This window comes from Lonsdalea iberica (genome assembly GCF_002111585.1).
Lineage (GTDB): Bacteria > Pseudomonadota > Gammaproteobacteria > Enterobacterales > Enterobacteriaceae > Lonsdalea > Lonsdalea iberica.
In genome coordinates this window covers 1-21,170 of the sequence record NZ_LUTP01000004.1, presented here as the reverse complement: position 1 = coordinate 21,170, position 21,170 = coordinate 1, and the positions used below count along the sequence as shown (strand labels likewise).

The window sequence follows — 21,170 nt, the reverse complement described above, 5'->3', positions numbered from 1 at the left end:
GATTCTTGTCAGGAGTATGATGACCGACTTGAGCCGCGGCAGACATTGCGGCATAACATTTCAATCCTCGACGACAGGCATGGACTGATACGATGAAATTTATCGGGAAACTACTCATCTCACTGCTGTTACTGACCCTTCTGGCTCTGGTGGCGCTTTATTTCGCGCTGCAGACCGGATGGGGAGCCAACGAGATCAGCCGTTGGGTCAGTCAACATACCGAATACCGACTCGCACTGAAAAAAGTGTCTCACAGCTGGACATCGCCCAGCGTCTTCCAGCTCGAGGAGATCTCTTTCGGCCGAGAAAATCAGCCGCCCACGCTGGTCGCTAAACAGGTCTCCGTGGGACTTAGCGTGCGCCAAATCACCACGCCTTCCCACTTGGCCAGCCTGCGGCTAGAGGGGGGAACGCTCAATCTAAGTCAATCCGGCTACGCCCTGCCTTTTAAGGCTGACGTGTTGCAGTTCAAGGATATGGCGCTACAGGCGCAGGATGGCGACTGGCGGCTCAACGGGCAACAGGTCAACGGCGGCATCACGCCGTGGGAGCCGCAACCCGATAATTTGCTAGGAAATAACGCGCGTTTTCAGCTCAGCGCCCGCTCGCTGACGCTGAACGATATTCCCGCTAGTCAGGTATTAGTGGAAGGTACTTTAGAGAATCGGCGCCTGACGCTGAGCAACGTCGGCGCTAATGTCGCCCGGGGAGAACTGACCGGCAGTGCACAGCGTGCGGAGGATGGCGGTTGGCAGATTCATCGGCTCAGACTGAGTCACGTGAGGCTGCAAACCTCGCGTTCCCTCTCTGATTTCTGGCAGCCCGTCGCAGCGCTGCCCGCCGTCAGCGTCGACCGTTTTGACCTGATAAACGCGCGTATTGAGGGACCCGGCTGGGCCGCCAGCGATCTTGACGCCACACTACAGCATGTCACCTTCCGACAGGATAACTGGCAAAGTGAGGACGGCTCGCTCTCGTTCAATGCAACCGATCTCATTAACGGCGATATGCATCTGATCGACCCGATTATCAATCTGGACCTGTCCGCGCAAGGGGTTGCCATTCGCCAGTTCTCAACCCGTTGGGAGAAGGGGCTGCTGCGAGCCAGTGGCAACTGGCTGCGCAACGGCCACCGGCTGACGCTAGATGAGCTGGTTATCGCGGGAATGGAATACACCCTGCCGGGAGACTGGCGTCAACGCTGGCAACAAACGCTGCCTTCCTGGCTGGAAGAGATATCCGTCAAAAAATTGACCGCCAATCGCAACTTGTTGATCGATATTAACCCGGACTTCCCCTCCCAGGTGACCGCACTTGACGGCTATGGCAGCGACTTGTTGCTAGCTCGCCAGCATCAGTGGGGTATTTGGCAGGGCTCGCTGAACCTGAACGCCAGCGATGCCACGTTCAATAAAGTGGATATTCGACGTCCGTCGCTGGCATTGACGGCTAACAACGATCGGATCACTTTTACCGACCTCAGTGCCTTCACGCAGGGGGGACTGTTGGAAGCAACAGCGAGTGTCGATCAAACTCCCGCGCGTGAATTCACGCTCGATATGAAGGGTAAATCGACGTCGTTCGACACGTTGTTGCACTGGGGCTGGCCAACGCCGACGCACATGCCGTCGGGGAATCTCAACTTTCAGCTACGACTGAATGGCAAGATGGAAAATGCCACACCGCTGAAACCTACGTTGAATGGCATTTTGCAGGGGACTGACAGCGCGGGCCAACCGCTTCAACAGCCGTTGCATCAAGGTGTCTTACAGGACCAAATGCCCACGCCCTAGAGCGGACGAAGTGATGCCAAGAAGAAGGCCGGACTCATCATCCGGCCTTCAGTTATCCATGGGAAGCGATTCCCGCAGCCATCGCTTTCTGCGCCTTAAATTAGTCTCCCGACAAACCAGCAGGCTCCAGAGGATCATCCTGCGCGGGCGGCAAGACCATGTATACGCCTTCGAACAACGCCCCTTTTGGACCTTCACCAAACAATTCGACGTTCAGATGAACCCTCGCCCGACGGCCACGCGCCAACTTGTCCAGATCGCCGCTCAGCGACCCAAGGTTGGCTACCGCACTGGGACGACCAATAACCGGCGAGCTGTAACGAATATGGGCATCCGCCAAAACAATGGTGCCTCCCAGTTGACGCTCCCGCAGCAATAGCCAAATAAGCCCCCAGCCTGTCAAGGTCGCCAGCGAAAACAGGCTGCCGGCGAAGATGGTGTGATGGGGGTTTTGATTGACGGCTTCCGGCATCGTGGTGATAAATTTCTTGCCGGTGTACTGGCTGATGCGCACACCCATCTTTTCGCTGAGCGGAATATGATCGTGCCAGGCTTGCTGCAGCTGACCGCACCAGTCCGGGCGATGCAAAATATCATCCAGCGTCGCCACAGGTTTGATCATCAGGAAGTGTCGAATGGGTGTCGTCTGCGGCGTCGTGACCTCGCCCTGATCCTCAAACCCTAATTTGGCAAAAAAGGGCATCGCCTCTTCGCGGGCGCTGCACACCACGCGCTTGGCTCCCTCCTGGCGCGCCACCGACTCCAGCGCCATCGCCAGCAAAGTACCCAACCCTTTACGTCTCACGGCAGGGTGAACCGCCAGAAAACGGATAGAGGCTTCATTATCGGCATTAATGTAGAGTCGCCCAACGGCCACCAGCCGCCCTTGCACATCAACAACGGTCTGATGGTGCGCCAGCAAATCATAAGCGTCGCGCTCCGATCCCATTGGCTGTCGCAACGGCTTACGCAACATCTCCCAGCGGAACTGATAGTAGGCTTCTAGCTCTTCGGCGCTTTCCGGCACTCTCAAGTGATACATACACAGCCTCAGTTAACCAAGAGAAGCGATCCGTTTTATGCCTGTAGCCAGAAGGTCACCGGCCCGTCATTGACGAGCTCAACCTTCATGTCGGCGGCAAAACGGCCGGTTTCCGTGACAATGCCCTGCTCCCGGCATTGACCGATAAAGTATTGATACAACCGATCCGCCTCGGCAGGCGCCGCGCCGCGGGAAAAACTGGGGCGCATCCCCCTTTGTGTGTCGGCCGCTAGCGTAAACTGCGATACCACCAGCAGACTGCCGCCCGCCTGACGCACGTTAAGGTTCATTTTCCCCTGCTCATCACCAAAAATTCGGTACCCGATCACCCGTTCGCACAACCGTGCGGCGTTTTTTTCGTCATCGCCCTGCTCAACGCCCAACAAAACCAGTAATCCCGCATCGATTTTCCCGATAATGTCGTTGTCCACGGTGACGCTGGCGCTGGAGACACGCTGAATTAACCCAATCATAAAACGTTGCTGCTCCTGTCTGATGCCGAATCGAAACTGCTTGGCGCTATTCACTCTCCACGGCGGGCTGAGAAGAAAAGAAGTCCGTCAGAACCTGACGATCGTTGACCTGAATAGCATGGATGCCCAACGCAGATGCCGCGGTGATATTGTCCGCATTATCATCGAAGAAGATGGCGTCCTCGACACGGCAGCCTTCCTGTTGCAGCACATACTCGTAGATTGCCGCATCAGGTTTACGCATACCCAGCTCCTGAGATAAATACAGACGGTCGGCGGCCTGTTCTATTTCGGGGTAGAGCGCAGACCACTGTTGATGATGCAGGCGGTTGGTATTGGACAACACCACAACCCGCTGACCGTCTCGCCGTAATTGCTTCATGATATCCAGCGCTTCAGGACGCACCCCGATAAAGATGGATTCCCAGCCCGCGGCAAACTGCTCAAAGCTGAGGGCAATCCCCATTTCGTGGCACAACTGAGAAGCAAATGCCTCATCATCGATCTCGCCGCGCTCGTGCTGCTCAAACGCCTGCCCCATAACGAAGCGTTCGCTTAGGCTTGCCAGGGGGACACCGCTAAGGTTGCTCCATACTCCCAGCACCCGTTTGAAATCGATATCAATGACGACGTTGCCCAAATCAAAGATATACAACATAGGTCCTCCTGATGAGTCGGTAGGCTTTCACTGTAACGGTAAAAGGGAGAACTGAACAGAGAAGATCGGAGCCCGAATACACCATCAGCCGGTGTGGGGTTGCTCTGTATAATGACGATAATCAACTGAAAATAAAACAAAAGAGCCAGTCAGCTTTCGCTGACTGGCTCTTTCTAAACGAGACCGTTGTTACAGAAAAGGCGCTTAGCCTTCTTTGCTCGAACGACCCGCGCGGCGGCGGTCGTTTTCGGTCAGGTGACGTTTACGCAGACGGACAGACGTCGGCGTAACTTCAACCAATTCGTCGTCATCGATAAATTCCAGAGCCTGCTCCAGAGTCATCTTGACCGGCGGTACCAGTGTCGTCGCTTCATCCGTACCCGAAGCACGCATGTTGGTCAGTTTCTTACCGGTCAGACAGTTCACGGTCAAGTCGTTAGAGCGTGAGTGAATACCGATGATCTGGCCTTCATAAACTTCGGCGCCATGTCCCAGGAACAGCTTACCGCGGTCCTGCAGGCCGTACAGGGCAAACGCAACAGCTTTACCCTGACCGTTGGAGATCAGCACGCCGTTCTGACGCTGACCGATCTCGCCCGGACGCACGTCATCGTAGTGGCTGAACGTGGAGTACAGCAGACCAGTACCAGACGTCATGGTCATGAACTCGGTACGGAAACCGATCAGACCGCGGCTTGGGATAACGTAGTCGAGACGAATACGGCCCTTGCCATCTGGAACCATGTCTTTAACGTCGCCTTTACGCTCGCCCATCGCCTGCATGACGGAGCCCTGATGCTGTTCTTCGATATCCAGCGTCACGTTTTCAAACGGTTCTTGGTTGCGACCGTCGATCACGCGGTTGATCACTTTCGGACGCGAAACGGCCATTTCAAAGCCTTCGCGACGCATGTTTTCAATCAGGACAGACAGGTGAAGCTCACCACGACCAGATACGCGGAAAGCATCCGCATCATCTGTCTCTTCAACGCGCAGTGCAACGTTGTGGATCAGCTCTTTGTTCAGACGCTCAAGGATCTGACGCGACGTCACGAACTTACCTTCTTTACCGCAGAAAGGAGACGTGTTGACGCAGAAGAACATGGTCACTGTCGGTTCGTCGACGCTCAGCGCAGGCAGCGCTTCAACGTTCGTCGGATCGCAGATGGTATCGGAAATGTTCAGCTCGCCCAGACCGGTGATAGCGATGATGTCACCCGCTTCCGCCAGCGTGGATTCGATACGCTCCAGACCCATGTGGCCCAAGACTTTACCGACTTTACCGTTACGGGTTTTGCCTTCGCTGTCGATGATAGTGACCTGCTGGTTAGGCTTAACCAGACCACGCTTGATACGGCCGATACCGATAACACCCACGTAGTTGTTGTAGTCCAGCTGGGAGATCTGCATCTGCAGCGGACCGTCACGGTCAACTTTCGGCGCGTCAACGTGTTCGACGATCGCTTCAAACAGCGGCGTCATGTCGCTGGCCATATCGGAGTGATCCAGACCAGCAATACCGTTCAACGCGGAAGCGTAAACGATAGGGAAGTCCAGCTGCTCATCAGTAGCATCCAGGTTTACAAACAGGTCGAACACCTGATCGACAACCCAGTCAGGGCGTGCGCCCGGACGGTCAACCTTGTTGATGACCACGATCGGCTTCAGACCATTGGCAAAAGCTTTTTTGGTCACGAAACGGGTCTGCGGCATCGGGCCATCCATTGCATCAACGACCAGTAGCACCGAGTCGACCATCGACATAACACGTTCTACCTCACCGCCGAAGTCGGCGTGTCCTGGGGTATCAACGATGTTGATGCGATAGTCTTTCCAATTGATGGCGGTATTTTTAGCGAGGATGGTGATCCCGCGCTCTTTCTCCAAATCGTTGGAGTCCATAACACGTTCGGTGGCTTCACTACGTTCATCGAACGTACCGGACTGTTGTAGCAGCTTGTCGACCAGGGTGGTTTTCCCATGGTCAACGTGCGCAATAATAGCGATGTTACGCAAATTTTCGATCACAGCTTTGCCTCAGGCATTTAGAAATAGCGCGCTATTGTACACGGATTAATCGAGGGACTAAACAGGATCACAAACATCTCTTGCAAACAACCTCACATTGAGGCGTTGTGATCCCTTTCACGGTGCAATTTCGCGGCAAACACATTGAAGAGCACCAACATGGTGCTAACAATGCAAAATAAAGCACTATTTTGGTGCAGATTACTATATTGGTGCAGTCGAAGACCACTTAGAAAACCAGAGAACCGGCTCTCAGGCACAAATACTAAAGTTGGCACAGATTTAGCTATAGTCTACGTACGGTCACAACAACATTCCACAACGATATTCGTTCCACGACGATAAATGATATAACCCGGGAGAACCAAGTATGTCAGTTGAACACGTTTTGACGCTGCTGAAAGAACATGAGGTGAAATTCGTCGACCTTCGTTTCACCGATACTAAAGGTAAAGAACAGCACGTCACGATCCCTTCCCATCAGGTAGACGCAGATTTCTTCGAAGACGGCAAAATGTTCGATGGTTCTTCTATCGGCGGATGGAAAGGAATCAACGAATCAGACATGGTGTTAATGCCTGACGTCACGACCGCCGTTCTCGACCCATTCTACGAAGAGTCAACGCTGATCATCCGTTGTGACATCCTCGAACCCGGCACGATGCAGGGCTACGATCGCGATCCGCGCTCCATCGCCAAACGCGCAGAAGACTTTCTGCGTTCTTCCGGTATCGCGGATACCGTACTGTTCGGGCCAGAACCCGAGTTTTTCCTGTTTGATGACGTTCGCTTCGGCAGCAGCATCTCAGGCTCCCACGTCACTATCGACGATATCGAGGGTGCCTGGAACTCCAGCAAAGAATATGAAGGCGGCAACAAAGGCCACCGTCCGTCCGTCAAAGGCGGTTATTTCCCGGTTCCTCCGGTCGACTCTTCTCAGGACATCCGTTCCACCATGTGTTTGACCATGGAGCAGATGGGTCTGGTGGTTGAGGCGCATCACCACGAAGTGGCGACAGCTGGTCAGAATGAAGTGGCCACCCGCTTCAACACCATGACCAAGAAAGCCGACGAAATCCAGATTTACAAATACGTTGTCCACAACGTCGCCCATGCTTTCGGTAAAACGGCAACGTTCATGCCGAAACCGATGTTCGGCGACAACGGCTCCGGTATGCACTGCCACATGTCTCTGTCCAAAGACGGCGTGAACCTGTTCTCCGGCGATAAATACGGCGGTCTGTCCGAAATGGCGCTGTACTACATCGGCGGCGTAATCAAACATGCGAAAGCCATCAACGCCCTGACCAACCCAGCGACCAACTCGTACAAACGACTGGTTCCGGGTTATGAAGCCCCCGTCATGCTGGCTTACTCTGCGCGCAACCGTTCTGCCTCCATCCGTATCCCGGTGGTCGCGAGCCCGAAAGCGCGTCGTATCGAAGTTCGCTTCCCGGATCCGGCAGCCAACCCGTACCTGGCTTTCACCGCACTGCTGATGGCTGGCCTGGACGGTATCATCAATAAGATCCACCCTGGCGATGCCATGGATAAGAACTTGTACGATTTGCCGCCGGAAGAAGCGAGTGAAATCCCGACCGTAGCAGGGTCGCTGGAAGAAGCGCTGAATGCGTTGAACGAAGACCGTGAGTTCCTGACGCGCGGCGGCGTATTCACCGAAGACTCCATCGATGCTTACATCGAACTGCGTCGTGCTGAAAACGACCGCGTACGTATGACTCCGCACCCGGTAGAGTTCGAACTGTACTACAGCGTGTAATTATTCGCGCAACGACGGCAGCCTGAATAATAACGATGTTGAAGCTGCCGTCGCCGACAAAATTTCTTGTTTATTTTGTTGCCGTGGAAACTTTTCAGCCCATCTTCGGATGGGCTTTTTTCTCCGCGCAACATCGCACGGTTGCTTAGCAATATTTATCAATCCAGAATGTGACGCACTAAAAAGGTGCAGGAGTCTGCGTTATGGCAACAGGCACGCTGCCCGATGCTGGGCAGATCCTCAATTCATTGATTAACAGTATCTTATTGCTGGATAAAAATCTGGCGATCCATTATTCGAACCCCGCAGCGCAACAACTGCTGGCGCAAAGCTCGCGTAAGCTGTCGGGAACGCCATTGCCTGAACTGCTTGGCTACTTTTCGCTAAATATTGACCTGATGATGGACAGCCTCAACTCCGGACAGGGGTTTACCGATAACGAGGTCACCATCGTGGTGGATGGCAGAGCCCATATCATGTCGCTGACGGCACAGCGTATTCAGAATGATTATATTCTGATGGAAATGGCGCCGATGGATAACCAGCGCAAACTCAGTCAGGAGCAATTGCAACATGCGCAGCAGCTGGCGGCGCGAGATCTGGTTCGCGGTCTGGCTCATGAAATTAAAAACCCGCTGGGAGGCCTGCGCGGCGCGGCGCAGCTACTGTCCAAAGCACTGCCCGATCCGTCGCTGACGGAATATACCAAAGTCATCATCGAACAGGCGGACCGCCTGCGTAACCTGGTCGATCGCCTGTTAGGGCCGCAGCAACCGGGGCTGCACGTCACGCAAAGTATCCATCAGGTCGCGGAGCGCATCTTCCAGCTGGTTTCGCTGGAAAAAGCCGATAACGTCACGCTGGTCAGAGATTACGACCCCAGCTTGCCGGAACTGATGCACGACCCGGATCAGATTGAACAAGTCCTGCTGAATATCACCCGCAATGCATTGCAGGCGTTGGGTGAAGAAGGCGGCTCCATTACGATCCGTACTCGCACAGCTTTCCAGCTGACGCTGCACGGCGTCCGCTATCGTTTAGTGGCCCGTATCGATATCGCAGATGATGGCCCAGGCGTCCCCGCCCATTTGCAAGATACCCTGTTTTACCCGATGGTTAGCGGACGTGAAGGGGGCACCGGACTAGGACTGTCGATCGCCCGTAATCTTATCGATCAACACTCCGGTAAAATTGAATTTAACAGTTGGCCAGGTCACACCGAATTTTCGGTCTATCTGCCCATCCGCCAGTGAGGTCCATGATGCAACGAGGGATAGTCTGGATTGTCGACGACGATAGCTCCATCCGCTGGGTGCTGGAACGCGCGCTCACAGGAGCCGGCTTAACCTGCGCGACGTTTGATAACGGAAATCAGGCATTAAACGCATTATCTACGCAAACGCCAGACGTGCTGCTTTCCGATATTCGTATGCCCGGAATGGATGGGCTGGCTCTGCTGCAACAGATAAAACAGCGCCACCCTATGCTGCCGGTCATTATCATGACGGCGCATTCCGATTTAGACGCGGCCGTCAGCGCCTATCAGCAAGGTGCTTTCGACTACCTGCCCAAGCCATTTGATATTGATGAGGCCGTGGCGCTGGTCGAACGCGCCATCAGCCACTATATGGAGCAGCAGCAACCGGTCCGTAATCAACCTATCAGCGGACCGACGACGGATATCATCGGGGAGGCGCCCGCGATGCAGGACGTTTTCCGGATCATCGGCCGTCTTTCACGCTCTTCCATCAGCGTCTTGATCAACGGGGAATCCGGTACGGGTAAAGAGCTGGTTGCACACGCTTTGCATCGCCACAGCCCTCGCGCCAAAGCGCCCTTTATCGCGCTGAACATGGCTGCCATTCCCAAGGATTTGATCGAATCAGAGCTGTTCGGCCATGAGAAAGGCGCCTTCACCGGCGCGAATCAGATTCGGCAGGGCCGCTTTGAACAGGCCGATGGCGGTACGCTGTTTCTGGATGAAATCGGCGACATGCCGTTGGATGTGCAAACTCGACTGTTGCGCGTACTGTCCGATGGGCAGTTCTACCGCGTTGGGGGATATGCGGCGGTCAAGGTCGATGTCCGGATTATCGCGGCAACCCACCAGAATCTGGAGCTGCGAGTTCAGGAAGGCAAGTTTCGCGAAGATTTGTTCCACCGCCTGAACGTCATTCGCGTTCATCTGCCGCCGCTGCGGGAACGTCGAGAAGACATTCCTCGCCTCGCCCGCTACTTTTTGCAAGCGACCGCCAAGGAGCTGGGCGTTGAACCCAAGAACCTGCATCCCGAAACGGAAGCGGCGCTCACGCGTCTGCCGTGGCCCGGCAACGTCCGCCAGCTGGAGAATACCTGCCGCTGGTTGACCGTTATGGCCGCCGGTCAGGAAGTGCTGATCCAGGATTTACCGCCAGAGCTGTTCGAAACCACCGCGCCTGACGCTACGGTCCATGTTCAGCCCGACAGTTGGGCAACTCTGCTGGCGCAATGGGCTGACCGGGCGCTACGTTCCGGTCATCAAAACCTATTGGCGGAAGCCCAGCCAGAGATGGAGAGAACGTTGCTGACGACCGCGTTGCGTCACACGCAGGGACATAAACAGGAAGCCGCTCGTCTATTGGGCTGGGGGCGTAATACGCTCACACGCAAACTGAAAGAGTTGGGGATGGAGTAGTCCCATCGCCGCTCCTCTTACCGGTTTTTTCGCTTGTCGGAGGAGCGGAAAAGAGTCATCTCAGCGCAGGTATTATTGTCGCAAATTTATACTTTACATGATCATCACTAGCAGTATGATCACTGCGCTGACAGGAGAACGTAACCATGCTGGAATCACTTTTTTCGGCGCTGTCACACGGCGCTGAAATGGGCAATGCGGTGGGACACTCCCCGCAGACCGCCATCGCAGCCGTTTTGTGTGCCGCCTTGATTAACTTTTTTAGCTGAACCCGCATATCATCGTGGATTCACGCTGGCAGAAAAGATAAAAACAGCCGCATTGCGGCTGTTTTTATTTCTATCGAAAGTTCATATCACCCGTGAGAATTGGCGACTTCGCATCTTACCCCGCAGGTAGATGTCGAAACACATGCAAATATTACGGATTAATAAGCGTCCTTTTGGCGTCACCACCAGCTCCCGCGGCGCCACCTCGATCAGACCGTCTGCCAACATCGGCTCCAGCAACTTCAGATCCTCAGAAAAATAATCTTCGAAAACAATATGGTAGTCAGATTCAATCGCCGCATAGCTCAGCCGAAAATTGCAGATCAGCGTTTTGATGACATCTCGGCGGAGGCAGTCGTCACGCGTCAGTTCCACTCCCCGCCACAGCGCATTGCCCTGGGTCTGAACCTGCTTGTAGTAGTCCTTCAAGACCTTCTGATTCTGAGCATAACTATCACCGATCATACTAATCGCGGAGACGCCCATCCCCAGCAAATCAGTCTCGCCCTGTGTCGTATAGCCCTGAAAATTACGATGCAGCTTCCCTTCGCGCTGCGCCACTGCCAGCTCATCGTCGGGACGCGCAAAATGGTCCATACCGATAAACTGATAGCCCGAGGCGGTCAGGTCATGAATCGTCTGCTGTAAAATATCCAGCTTCTGCTCGGCACAAGGTAAATCCGCTTCCTTAATTTTCCGCTGCGCGGCAAATAACGTTGGAAGATGGGCGTAGTTGAACACGCTCAATCGGTGCGGACCCAGCTCGGCTACTCGTTGCAGCGTATAAGCGAAACTCTCCGGCGTCTGTTTCGGCAAGCCGTAAATCAAATCGATATTGGTGGAGGTAAACCCAAGCGCTTTCGCCCGTTCGATGAGGGAAAAGATAAACGCTTCATCCTGTTCGCGATTGACCAATCGCTGAACCTCTTTATTGAAGTCCTGTACCCCCATGCTCAGGCGGTTGAACCCTTCCTGATGCAGGTGATCGACGATATCCAACTCGATTTCGCGCGGGTCTATTTCCAGCGACATTTCAGCGTGCGCGTCAAACGCGAAATGATCACGCAATAGCGTCATTAACCGGGTGATCTGTTTTGCATTCAGAAACGTCGGGGTTCCGCCGCCCCAATGCATCTGAGTCACGGTACGTCCGGCGAACAGGGGCGCTCGTTGACGAATTTCCTGCTCAAGGACATCCAGATACTCGTCCGCCTTGTGCAGTTGACGCGTTACCAGCTTGTTGCACCCGCAGAAATAGCACAGACGATGGCAAAACGGGATGTGGACATACAGGGAAAGCGGTCGCTCGGGGTAACGAGCGGCCGCTTGCAGAAAAGCGGATTCATCGTAGCTTTCGGTGAATTCCAGCGCGGTAGGGTAAGACGTATAGCGGGGCCCGGAATAGTTATACTTTTGTATCAGCTCCAGATCCCAATCGATGCTCATTCCAGACATTTTGCTGCTTACTCCTTGCGGTATCGTTTATTGCCTGACCGTCTCTGCGGTATTGGCTGCTGTCGGGAAGACAGACTGCGTCGCAGCAATCGCGTCTTCCTGTTCGACAGACACCACAGTTTAGCCAACAGACTCAGCAAAAAACACATAACCAGCAAGGTTAATATCAGAAAGAGCCCTTTTAACATCAATAACCGTCTTTGGGATTATTGCGCTTGAGTAACTGCAGCATATCTTCCTGAGGTTCTTCTTCGTCGTCGTCGTCATCACCCAGCTCTATGCCCAGCAACTCCATCAGCGCATCGATGCGGTCGAGCTTCTCATCAACCCAGGACTGGTCTTTCACTGAAAGCGTTTCCCCTTTCTCCAGCAGATCGAGCAGCTCGTCCAGTCGCGGATCGTTTTCCAGCATCTCCAGCTCGACTTCTGGAGATAACGTCACTTTTTTCTCCCGTTCAGGCTCAGGAATAGAAGAAACCGGCGCGGCGTCAGCCGGGGTCAGCGGGATCTTTTTCTTGCTGCCTATGCGCGGATCGACAACTTTTTCCAGCCCAGGGGCCGTCTTGTTATCGTTTCCACCCTGGGCGCGACTTCCCGCAGCCAGTCCACGACGTTTTTTCTGACGCTTACGCGCACGAGCTTCGGTATCCAATTCTTCACGGGTTTTTCTTTTGATTTTAGGTTTGGCGGCCTTACCGCCCGGCCGTTTGAATGGTTGTTTCATGGCATCGCTCTCAGATTATTAAGAATGTAGGGAATTGCGGCGGAATCTAGCAGAAAGCGTACGAATAAAAAAGCACCCAACTTCACGGAAGAGGCTTTTATTTTTTCACAATATTACGCTGACGTCGTCAAAGTGACGATACAGATAAAGACCACAGCCACGGCAAGTTACAGGTATAATCGCTGAGTAACTATTAATCCAGACAGAGACGAAGATTGTGACCCATCAATACAACTACCAGGTGACCCATTTCGTTACCAGTGCCCCGGACATTCGCCATTTGCCCGCAGATAGCGGTATTGAAGTCGCCTTTGCTGGACGTTCGAACGCCGGAAAGTCCAGCGCGCTCAATACGCTAACCAATCAAAAAAGCCTGGCAAGAACCAGTAAAACCCCAGGGCGCACCCAGCTCATCAACCTGTTTGAAGTGGTCGACGGCGTACGACTGGTGGACTTGCCCGGCTACGGCTACGCGGAAGTACCGGAAGAAATGAAGCGAAAATGGCAGCGAGCCTTAGGCGAATACCTGCAAAAACGTCAGTGCCTGCAAGGATTAGTGGTGCTGATGGACATTCGCCATCCGCTGAAAGATCTCGACCAGCAGATGTTGGAGTGGGCAGTTGCTGCGGAACTGCCGGTGCTCGTATTGCTGACCAAAGCGGACAAGCTGGCCCAGGGGGCGCGCAAAGCGCAACTGAACATGGTGCGTGAAGCAATATTGCCGTTGATGGGCGATGTTCAGGTGGAAACCTTCTCATCTCTGAAAAAGAGCGGCGTGGATAAGCTGCGCGAAAAATTGGACAGCTGGTTTAACGGCACCCCCTTCGAAGACTTCCCCGAACAGGGCGAATAATGCTCGATATCGAGGGTTGGTGAATCATCTAAATTGACATGCCTTGCCTTAAAAATTTCAGCGCCACAATAAAAAACGCCCCGCTCAGGATTCTGAGCGGGGCGGCTAATATTCAGCCAAATCCGATTACGTGAAGTAAAAGGTCTGAAAGATAGAACATCTTACCTCTGTACCCTACGGAAATAACTCTACCCTATTTTTTTGCCGCTACAAAGATTTTTTTGTTGTTTACTTTCACACATTGCATAAAGCATCGCCATAAAAGGACGCATCGCTGCATGATCCTGTAGCTTAATTACAAAAAGGACCATTTTCCGATGAAGTTGACTCAAGTTTGTCAAGTCACAGGCTAGATAACATGATGAAATACGGGCGTTAATTGTGCAGGTTCTGCCTGCCCCAGGTCATAAAAGGGGCAAGCAGAATAGGACGGTTTCAGGCAGGAAAAGGGCGTGATTTAGTGTGCCTGATCCCAGTTAATACCAGTTCCCACGTCGACACGCAGCGGCACATCCAGCTTCATGCATCCTTCCATCAACGCTTTGATTTTCGCCTTGGATTGTTCCAGCACGGAATCATGGACTTCGAAGACCAATTCATCGTGAACCTGCATAATCATGGTCACCAGCGGTTCATCCTGTTGCTGCAGCCAGCCGTCAATGGCAATCATCGCTTTCTTGATGATATCCGCCGCCGTCCCCTGCATCGGGGCATTGATAGCCGCACGCTCCGCCGCCTTACGGCTCATGGCATTTCGCGCGTTGATCTCCGGCAGGTAGAGGCGTCGACCATCCAGCGTCGAAACATAACCGCGCTCGGCCGCCTGCTCACGCGTACGCTCCATGTACTCTTGCACGCCCGGATAACGCTCAAAATAGAGATTCATGTATTTCTGAGATTCATTGCGCGGAATATTGAGCTGCCGAGACAAACCAAATGCGCTCATGCCATAGATGAGACCAAAGTTGATCGCTTTGGCGCTGCGACGCTGCTCAGACGTCACCTTATCCAGTGGTGAACCAAAGACTTCCGCCGCCGTGGCGCGGTGAATATCCAATCCCTCGGAGAAAGCCCGCAACAACCCGGCATCTCGAGAAAGATGAGCCATAATGCGCAGTTCAATTTGTGAATAATCCGCCGCAACGATGCTGTAGCCTTCGCGAGCGATAAACGCCTGGCGGATACGCCGCCCTTCCTCGTTACGCACCGGTATGTTTTGCAGGTTAGGATCGCTGGAAGACAACCGACCTGTCGCCGTCACCGCCTGATGATAGGACGTATGCACCCTTCCCGTCAGCGGATTGATCATCAACGGCAGTTTATCCGTATAGGTGGATTTCAGCTTTGCCAAGCCACGATATTCCAGAATCAACTTCGGCAACGGATAGTCTAACGCCAGTTCCGCCAGCACTTCTTCGTTAGTGGACGGCGCCCCTTTCGGGGTTTTTTTCCTGACAGGGAGCTGCAGCTTTTCATACAGAATGTGCTGCAACTGCTTGGTAGAAGAGAGGTTGAAAGGCTCGCCAGCCAGTTCATGCACTTCAATCTCAAGCTCCGCCAGCCGCGTCGTCAACTCCTTGGAGTGCTCGGCGAGAATGCCCGCGTCAATCAATACGCCATTGCGTTCCATACGCGACAGAATTGGCACCAGCGGCATATCTATATTGTCGAAGACGTTTCTTAGCTCAGGCTCTTTTTCCAGCTTTTCCCATAGCTTCTGATGCAGATGCAGCGTGACATCGGCGTCTTCCGCCGCATACACCGCCGCCTGTTCCAGCGGGATTTGATTAAAGGTAAGCTGTTTTTTGCCTTTGCCGGCGATCTCTTCAAACGAGATGGTTTTATGCTGCAGGTAGCGTGATGCCATGCTGTCCATATCATGACGGCCGCCCACGCTATCCAGCACGTAAGATTCCAGCATTGTGTCGAACGCCATGCCTTGCAGCTCGATATGGTAGCGGGCCAGCACCCCGCGGTCATACTTCAGATTTTGACCGACTTTCAGTACGGCGGGATCTTCCAGCAGCGGCTTGAGCAGTTCCAACGCTCTTTCGCGCGTCATCTGTTCCGGGGCATCCAAATAGTCGTGGCCCAGCGGCAGATAGGCGGCCTCACCCGGCTTATCGGAAAACGAGATACCGACCAGATTAGCGCTCAACGTATCCAGACTGTCGGTTTCCGTATCGAAGGCGAAAACGTCGGCCGACTTTAGACGGTCGATCCACGTCTCAAGCGTCTTTTCATCCAGTATGGTGACATAGCCTTCCTGCGATAGCGCGCGCTCAGCCGCAGGCGCGCTCTTTTCTTCCTCCGCGGGTTTGCTTTTCGCCACGACCGGGCTCTTTTTACCCGACAACCAGACGCCCGATTCCAGTTCAATCTGCCAACGCCGGAACTCATAATGCTTGAACAGCTCACTCAGCTCGTCCACCTGCGGCTCGGTGACCGCCAGCTGTTCACAGCTCAGCGCCAGTTCGACATCAGTTTTGATGGTAGCCAACTGGTAAGAGAGATAAGCGACCTCTTTATGCTGTTCCAGTTTAGCCGCCATGGTTTTCGCGCCACGGAAGGAAAGATCGGCGATTTTATCCAGATTGGCGTACAGCGTATCCAAACCGCCCAATCCCTGTAGCAGCGCCTGTGCCGTTTTCTCGCCAATGCCCGGCACGCCGGGAATATTGTCGGAGGCGTCGCCCATCAGCGCGAGGAAGTCGATGATCAGCTCCGGTGGGATACCATATTTGTCGCATACCTCCTGAGGACCCAGGATAGCGTTGTTCATGGTATTGATAAGGGTGACGTTCGGCGTCACCAGCTGCGCCATATCTTTATCCCCGGTGCTGATCAGCACCGGCGTCGAGTTCAACTCCGCCTGTTGAGCCAGCGTGCCGATGACATCGTCCGCTTCCACGCCGGTAACCGCTAACAACGGCAGGCCCATCGCCCTGACCATTTTATGCAACGGCTCGATTTGAGCTCGCAGATCTTCCGGCATCGGCGGTCGGTGAGATTTGTAATGTTCAAACAACTCATCGCGGAAGGTTTTTCCTTTTGCATCAAACACAACCGCAACGTGGCTGGGATGATATTGAAGCAACAGGCTGCGCAGCATGTTCAGTACGCCGTACATCGCTCCGGTAGGTTCGCCCGCACTGTTCGTCAGCGGAGGAAAAGCGTGATAGGCACGGTACAAGTAAGAGGAACCGTCGACGAGAATTAAAGGGTTGTCTGCTATTTGAGCCATAATCTGTTTCAATTGTTATTTCCAGCCATCGTATAAGCATGCCATAGGTGGCAGGAAGAGACGAATAATAACGCGCCAATACGGCCATGCTTTCTTGACGAACCGCAGAACCCCCTGTGGATAACTTTGTGCATAGAAATACTTAAATAATTAACAGGGGAATAAATGTCGCGAGGGGTAATTAAATTATCAAGCAAAATCAGTTAACTAAAATAAAAAAACACATTCACTTATCGTTAACGGAAAATATAAGATTTGTGGATACCTATGAAAATGTCATTCAATTTCACTAGGTTATTTTCGCTGAAAGAATGGCTTGAGGGAAAACCAACGCCACGCGGCTCACACCGCATGACGTTGCCTTAAATTACTTTTTAGAAATCAGGAATTTCACTACATCAGCATATTGCTGGACGTAAGCGTCCATGGAGCTGGTATCGAGACCGTCATTCTTAACCATATATTTGCCGTTCACAAACAGGGATGGAACACCGCGCAGCTGCAAGTCCGCCGCCGCTTTTTCCTGCTGCACTACCAGTGATTTTACAACGAAGCTGTTGAGAGCGCTGTCGTAGTCTTCGCCTTTCACGCCCGCGGAGATAAAGACGTTACGAATATCTTCCGGTTTCTGGACCGTCTGGGTTTTCTGTACCGCATCAAACAGCAGCGGACTGATTTTATCTTCAATCCCCAGAGCAATAGCGACGGCCCACGCTTCCGTCAAATTTTTGCCCAAAGGTCCCAGGAAGTCCACGTGATACTTCACCATTTTGGTACCAGCCGGCAACGCCTTCTGTATCGCGTCGGGAATGTGATAAATCTGGGAAAATTGATAGCAGTGCGGGCAGTAGAAAGAGAAAAACTCCAGCACCTGCGGCTCCTGCGTTGCGGGCTTATCCACCGTGACAAATTGTTTCCCCTCGCTGAAATCAGCCGCAGAGGCACTGAACGCCATGATCACACCAATCAGTGTTAGCCATACTTTCTTCATATCACTCTTTTCTCCGTTAACTTTAGTACATCGGCGTCAGCTGCAAAGGCGGTTCCTGCAACAGCTTAACCTGCTCGACAAAGGTGGAGGCTTGTTTCGCCCAAAAATCGGCATCCTGCATCCAGGGAAAACTCCTTGGAAACGCAGGGTCCTGCCAACGTCGGGCAACCCAGGCCAGATAGTGAATCATTCTCATCGCCCGCAGCGGCTCGATGAGCGCCAGCTCCTTCTCATCGAAAGAAGAAAACTCGCTGTAAGCTTCCAACAAAATATCCAGTTGGATTCGTTGCTCGCGTCGCTCGCCATGCAAAAGCATCCACAAATCCTGAATGGCGGGGCCGTTACGGGCATCATCCAGATCGACGAACAAGGGGCCGTCACGCCACAGGATGTTGCCGGGGTGGCAATCCCCGTGCAGGCGGGCTGACGCCCAGTCGTCATGCCAGCAGCGCTTCACTTCCTGAATCAGGCGATCGGTCGCGTTCAGGAAGGTTTCCCGCAGCGAGGCGGGGATTAAAGCGCATTGGGATAACGCATTAAATGGTTCATACAGATACTCTTGCAGGCCGATAGTCGGCCGGGCATCGAAATCGCGTTTGCGGCCCGTTTGATGAATGCGCCCTAAATAACGACCGACGCCTTCCAGCTGATCATCGTTATCCATTTCATACTGCCTTCCCCCTACGCTGGGAAACACGGTAAAGAAAAAGCCGTCATACTCATGCAAGGTCTTTCCCTGCAAAGCCAAAGGCGCGACAACCGGCACTTCATCCTGCGCCAGTTCAGCGGCAAACAGATGCTCTTCGACGATTTGATCCTTGCTCCAACGCCGTGGACGATAAAATTTGACCACGTAACGCCGACGATCTTCATCACTGAGTTGGTATACCCGGTTTTCGTAGCTATTAAGCGCGATTAATCCGGAGTCTACGCGTACGCCAGCAGACCATAGCGCATCCATAATGACGTCTGGCGAGAGCGTGTGAAAATTGAAAACAGCATCATGCATTGCGTTTAACGTTCCTGTAGCAAAAGGCGTACGCCCGCATCGACGCGGAAAACGAGCTTTTCATTAATCTTTGATGACGCCACGGGCCCGCAGGAGGGCCGTTTTGAAGTCAACTTCATAATCTTTCTGCAACCCTGGGATCGGTTGCTCTTGTTCGGAACCACGCATTTTTAAATGGTAGATAAGGATATCATCTGTCAGATCGCCAAGCGCACCCTCGAACCCAGCTTCCTTTGCAAGTTTTTGTAAAAATTCCATCAAATTCAAATCGGGCTCCTGCTGCCAGGCCGGATGCAACAGTTCAACTAACTCATTCACGCGATGACATTTCATGGTCGGTTCTCCATACTCAGCTTAAATAGTCATGTACTTAGTATGAGGAAAGCGCTTGGCGTTACGCCATCGTTTTCCCTCTGTCGGCATCATTTATTTTCAGGTCAAACAATTATGATCACGGGAATCATTCTGGCTGGCGGACAATCCTCACGGATGGGCGGCCAAGATAAAGGCCTCCTCCTATTGGACGGCATACCGCTGTATCAACACGTTTTAACACGGCTGGCGAGCCAGGTAGATAGCGTACTGATCAATGCCAACCGTCATCATGAACGTTACCAGCAAAGCGGGTATCCGGTGATCGGTGATATCAACCGCCAGTTTGCGGGTCCGTTAGCGGGGATGTATACGGGGTTGGTCACCACGGAGACCGAATGGGCGCTCTTCGCTCCCTGCGACGTGCCGGCGTTACCGTTAAATCTCGTCTCTCGTTTACAACAACACATCGGTCACCACCCCGCCGCTTATGCCACCGATGACGAACACCACCATCCTACATTGCTTCTCATTAATAAAAGCCAAACTGCGGCGCTTGAAGAGTTCCTCTCCAGGGGCGATCGCAAACTGATGCTATTTCTCAATTACATCCATGCTCAGCCCGTATCTTTCAGCGACCAGCCTCAGGCATTTCGTAATCTGAACACGCCTGAAGAACTGGCTGAATGGCAAGGGGGCCAAAAACATGACTAGTCCCGTGCCGCTTCTGGCGATCGCCGCATACAGCGGTACCGGAAAAACAACGTTGTTAACGCAGTTGATCCCTTTGCTAAAAGCATCCGGCATCCGTGTCGGCATGATCAAACATACGCACCACGAGATGGATATCGATACACCGGGGAAAGATAGCTATCGTCTTCGCAAAGCGGGTGCCGAGCAGACGCTGGTCGCCAGCGACAATCGCTGGGCATTAATGACGGAAACGCCGGATCAGTCAAACCCCGAACTCGCATGGCTGGCTAGCAGAATGGATCATACAAAGCTCGATCTGGTGTTGGTAGAAGGCTTTCGCCACGAGAAGATCCCCAAGATCGTCCTGTACCGTCAGGAAACCGGCCATGAGATAGCTACGTTGATCGATGACGACACTCTGGCGATCGCCAGCGATGTGCCCTTAAACACCCCCACGCCTCAACTAGATCTGAACCATCCTCCCGCTATCGCCGCGTTTATATGCCATTGGCTAGATGGCCGATAGGCTTGGATATAAGTGCTCTTACCTGCAGTTCTGCCCTCATGCTCTATGGAGTGCGAGATTCTAATCCAGAGCATGCGCCATTTAGCCATTTTCGATCATCACACAACGCTCTGTCATGGAAAGACGGGGAGTGTATGGCCTTATAAATCATGCTGATAAATGGCTTAACGATCGACGTCGTTATGTATCAAGTTTATTGGGGCCCCGGAATTTGAGTGCCGGCTAACCCTCCAGATCTTAGTCCTTGATTTAACTCGTTAGGGGTTAGAGGGGATCTTGGTGCCCTGCGGCGGTTACCGTTATCCAGCAACCGAGAAAGTCCTCGACAATCAGCACCAAGAGCCAGTATCAAACAAAGTAGCGCAGATCAGATCTGGCGCGCCTGGGTCTGCACGATGGCGAGTGTCAGCAAGTCTATCCTTCGTATGACGGCCCTTTCGCGTTTCCCGGCCGACGCTGACACACGATACGGGGCGACGGGCGTTTCGGTTAGGTTGCTCAGGATGAGTAAAGGAAACAGCTCCAGGGGAACAAGCCGTTGAACAGGGAGGGTTCATCACGGCAGGCATTTTAAGCAGCTAGGGCCGTGACCGATAACCGACTCATGGCCCTCAATCCAGTCCCGGCAGGCGGGAGTGTGACTATC

At 53.3% G+C, this 21,170-nt stretch carries 19 protein-coding genes; 8 read left to right on the top strand and 11 right to left on the bottom strand.

Annotation, left to right across the window (positions count from 1 at the left end; all coding sequences use genetic code 11):
• Positions 1 to 92: 92 nt before the first annotated feature.
• Positions 93 to 1,793, top strand: a complete 1,701-nt coding sequence (locus AU511_RS02200) for an AsmA family protein (protein WP_094108632.1) — start codon at positions 93 to 95, stop codon at positions 1,791 to 1,793.
• 100 nt (positions 1,794 to 1,893) lie between these two features.
• On the opposite strand, the gene fabY is transcribed toward AU511_RS02200, so the two are convergent.
• From fabY to typA, 4 genes are all read right to left on the bottom strand, one after another.
• Complete coding sequence (gene fabY, locus AU511_RS02195) at positions 1,894 to 2,835, bottom strand: fatty acid biosynthesis protein FabY (protein WP_094108631.1); 942 nt, start codon at positions 2,833 to 2,835, stop codon at positions 1,894 to 1,896.
• Between the two features lie 35 nt (positions 2,836 to 2,870).
• On the bottom strand, positions 2,871 to 3,308 hold the full coding sequence (gene dtd / locus AU511_RS02190; RefSeq protein WP_094100363.1) for a D-aminoacyl-tRNA deacylase: 438 nt from the start codon (positions 3,306 to 3,308) through the stop codon (positions 2,871 to 2,873).
• A 46-nt stretch (positions 3,309 to 3,354) separates the two neighbouring features.
• Entirely contained in the window at positions 3,355 to 3,966 is a 612-nt protein-coding gene (yihX, locus tag AU511_RS02185) for a glucose-1-phosphatase (RefSeq protein WP_094100302.1), read from the bottom strand.
• 204 nt (positions 3,967 to 4,170) lie between these two features.
• Positions 4,171 to 5,994, bottom strand: a complete 1,824-nt coding sequence (typA, locus tag AU511_RS02180) for a ribosome-dependent GTPase TypA (protein WP_094108630.1) — start codon at positions 5,992 to 5,994, stop codon at positions 4,171 to 4,173.
• A 370-nt stretch (positions 5,995 to 6,364) separates the two neighbouring features.
• Between typA and glnA the strand changes: the two genes are divergently transcribed.
• The 4 genes from glnA to AU511_RS17175 all read left to right on the top strand — a co-directional run bounded on the left by glnA (position 6,365) and on the right by AU511_RS17175 (position 10,717).
• Complete coding sequence (gene glnA, locus AU511_RS02175; protein WP_094100300.1) at positions 6,365 to 7,774, top strand: glutamate--ammonia ligase; 1,410 nt, start codon at positions 6,365 to 6,367, stop codon at positions 7,772 to 7,774.
• 203 nt (positions 7,775 to 7,977) lie between these two features.
• A complete protein-coding gene (gene glnL, locus AU511_RS02170; protein WP_094100299.1) occupies positions 7,978 to 9,027 on the top strand; it encodes a nitrogen regulation protein NR(II) in 1,050 nt (349 codons plus the stop codon).
• An 8-nt stretch (positions 9,028 to 9,035) separates the two neighbouring features.
• Entirely contained in the window at positions 9,036 to 10,448 is a 1,413-nt protein-coding gene (gene glnG, locus AU511_RS02165) for a nitrogen regulation protein NR(I) (RefSeq protein WP_094108629.1), read from the top strand.
• 146 nt (positions 10,449 to 10,594) lie between these two features.
• Positions 10,595 to 10,717 (top strand): YshB family small membrane protein, encoded by a 123-nt coding sequence (locus AU511_RS17175; protein WP_139171511.1) that lies wholly within the window; start codon positions 10,595 to 10,597, stop codon positions 10,715 to 10,717.
• A gap of 81 nt (positions 10,718 to 10,798) precedes the next feature.
• Here the strand turns inward: AU511_RS17175 and hemN are convergent, their stop codons facing one another.
• Positions 10,799 to 12,172: an oxygen-independent coproporphyrinogen III oxidase gene (hemN, locus tag AU511_RS02160; protein ID WP_094108628.1), complete on the bottom strand. Its 1,374-nt coding sequence runs from the start codon at positions 12,170 to 12,172 to the stop codon at positions 10,799 to 10,801.
• A gap of 187 nt (positions 12,173 to 12,359) precedes the next feature.
• The gene (yihI, locus tag AU511_RS02155) at positions 12,360 to 12,896 is read right to left on the bottom strand and encodes a Der GTPase-activating protein YihI (RefSeq protein WP_094108627.1); all 537 of its coding nucleotides are present in this window, start codon (positions 12,894 to 12,896) and stop codon (positions 12,360 to 12,362) included.
• 214 nt (positions 12,897 to 13,110) lie between these two features.
• Between yihI and yihA the strand changes: the two genes are divergently transcribed.
• On the top strand, positions 13,111 to 13,749 hold the full coding sequence (gene yihA / locus AU511_RS02150) for a ribosome biogenesis GTP-binding protein YihA/YsxC (RefSeq protein WP_094100296.1): 639 nt from the start codon (positions 13,111 to 13,113) through the stop codon (positions 13,747 to 13,749).
• Between the two features lie 112 nt (positions 13,750 to 13,861).
• Here yihA and spfP read toward each other — a convergent pair whose 3' ends face one another.
• The 5 genes from spfP to AU511_RS02130 all read right to left on the bottom strand — a co-directional run bounded on the left by spfP (position 13,862) and on the right by AU511_RS02130 (position 19,326).
• On the bottom strand, positions 13,862 to 13,909 hold the full coding sequence (spfP, locus tag AU511_RS18050; protein ID WP_071892919.1) for a small protein SpfP: 48 nt from the start codon (positions 13,907 to 13,909) through the stop codon (positions 13,862 to 13,864).
• Between the two features lie 297 nt (positions 13,910 to 14,206).
• Positions 14,207 to 16,993, bottom strand: a complete 2,787-nt coding sequence (gene polA, locus AU511_RS02145; protein ID WP_094108688.1) for a DNA polymerase I — start codon at positions 16,991 to 16,993, stop codon at positions 14,207 to 14,209.
• Positions 16,994 to 17,360: 367 nt separating this feature from the next.
• Entirely contained in the window at positions 17,361 to 17,984 is a 624-nt protein-coding gene (gene dsbA, locus AU511_RS02140) for a thiol:disulfide interchange protein DsbA (RefSeq protein ID WP_094108626.1), read from the bottom strand.
• A gap of 22 nt (positions 17,985 to 18,006) precedes the next feature.
• Positions 18,007 to 18,993 (bottom strand): serine/threonine protein kinase, encoded by a 987-nt coding sequence (locus AU511_RS02135; RefSeq protein ID WP_094108625.1) that lies wholly within the window; start codon positions 18,991 to 18,993, stop codon positions 18,007 to 18,009.
• Positions 18,994 to 19,056: 63 nt separating this feature from the next.
• Positions 19,057 to 19,326, bottom strand: coding sequence for a YihD family protein (locus AU511_RS02130; RefSeq protein ID WP_094100294.1), 270 nt, complete (start codon positions 19,324 to 19,326; stop codon positions 19,057 to 19,059).
• A 114-nt stretch (positions 19,327 to 19,440) separates the two neighbouring features.
• On the opposite strand from AU511_RS02130, the gene mobA reads away from it, so the two are divergent.
• Together mobA and mobB are read left to right on the top strand one after the other, a co-directional pair.
• Positions 19,441 to 20,019, top strand: coding sequence for a molybdenum cofactor guanylyltransferase MobA (gene mobA, locus AU511_RS02125; RefSeq protein ID WP_094108624.1), 579 nt, complete (start codon positions 19,441 to 19,443; stop codon positions 20,017 to 20,019).
• On the top strand, positions 20,012 to 20,524 hold the full coding sequence (gene mobB, locus AU511_RS02120) for a molybdopterin-guanine dinucleotide biosynthesis protein MobB (protein WP_094108623.1): 513 nt from the start codon (positions 20,012 to 20,014) through the stop codon (positions 20,522 to 20,524). The genes mobA and mobB overlap by 8 nt, the downstream gene beginning before the upstream one ends.
• Positions 20,525 to 21,170 lie beyond the last annotated feature (646 nt).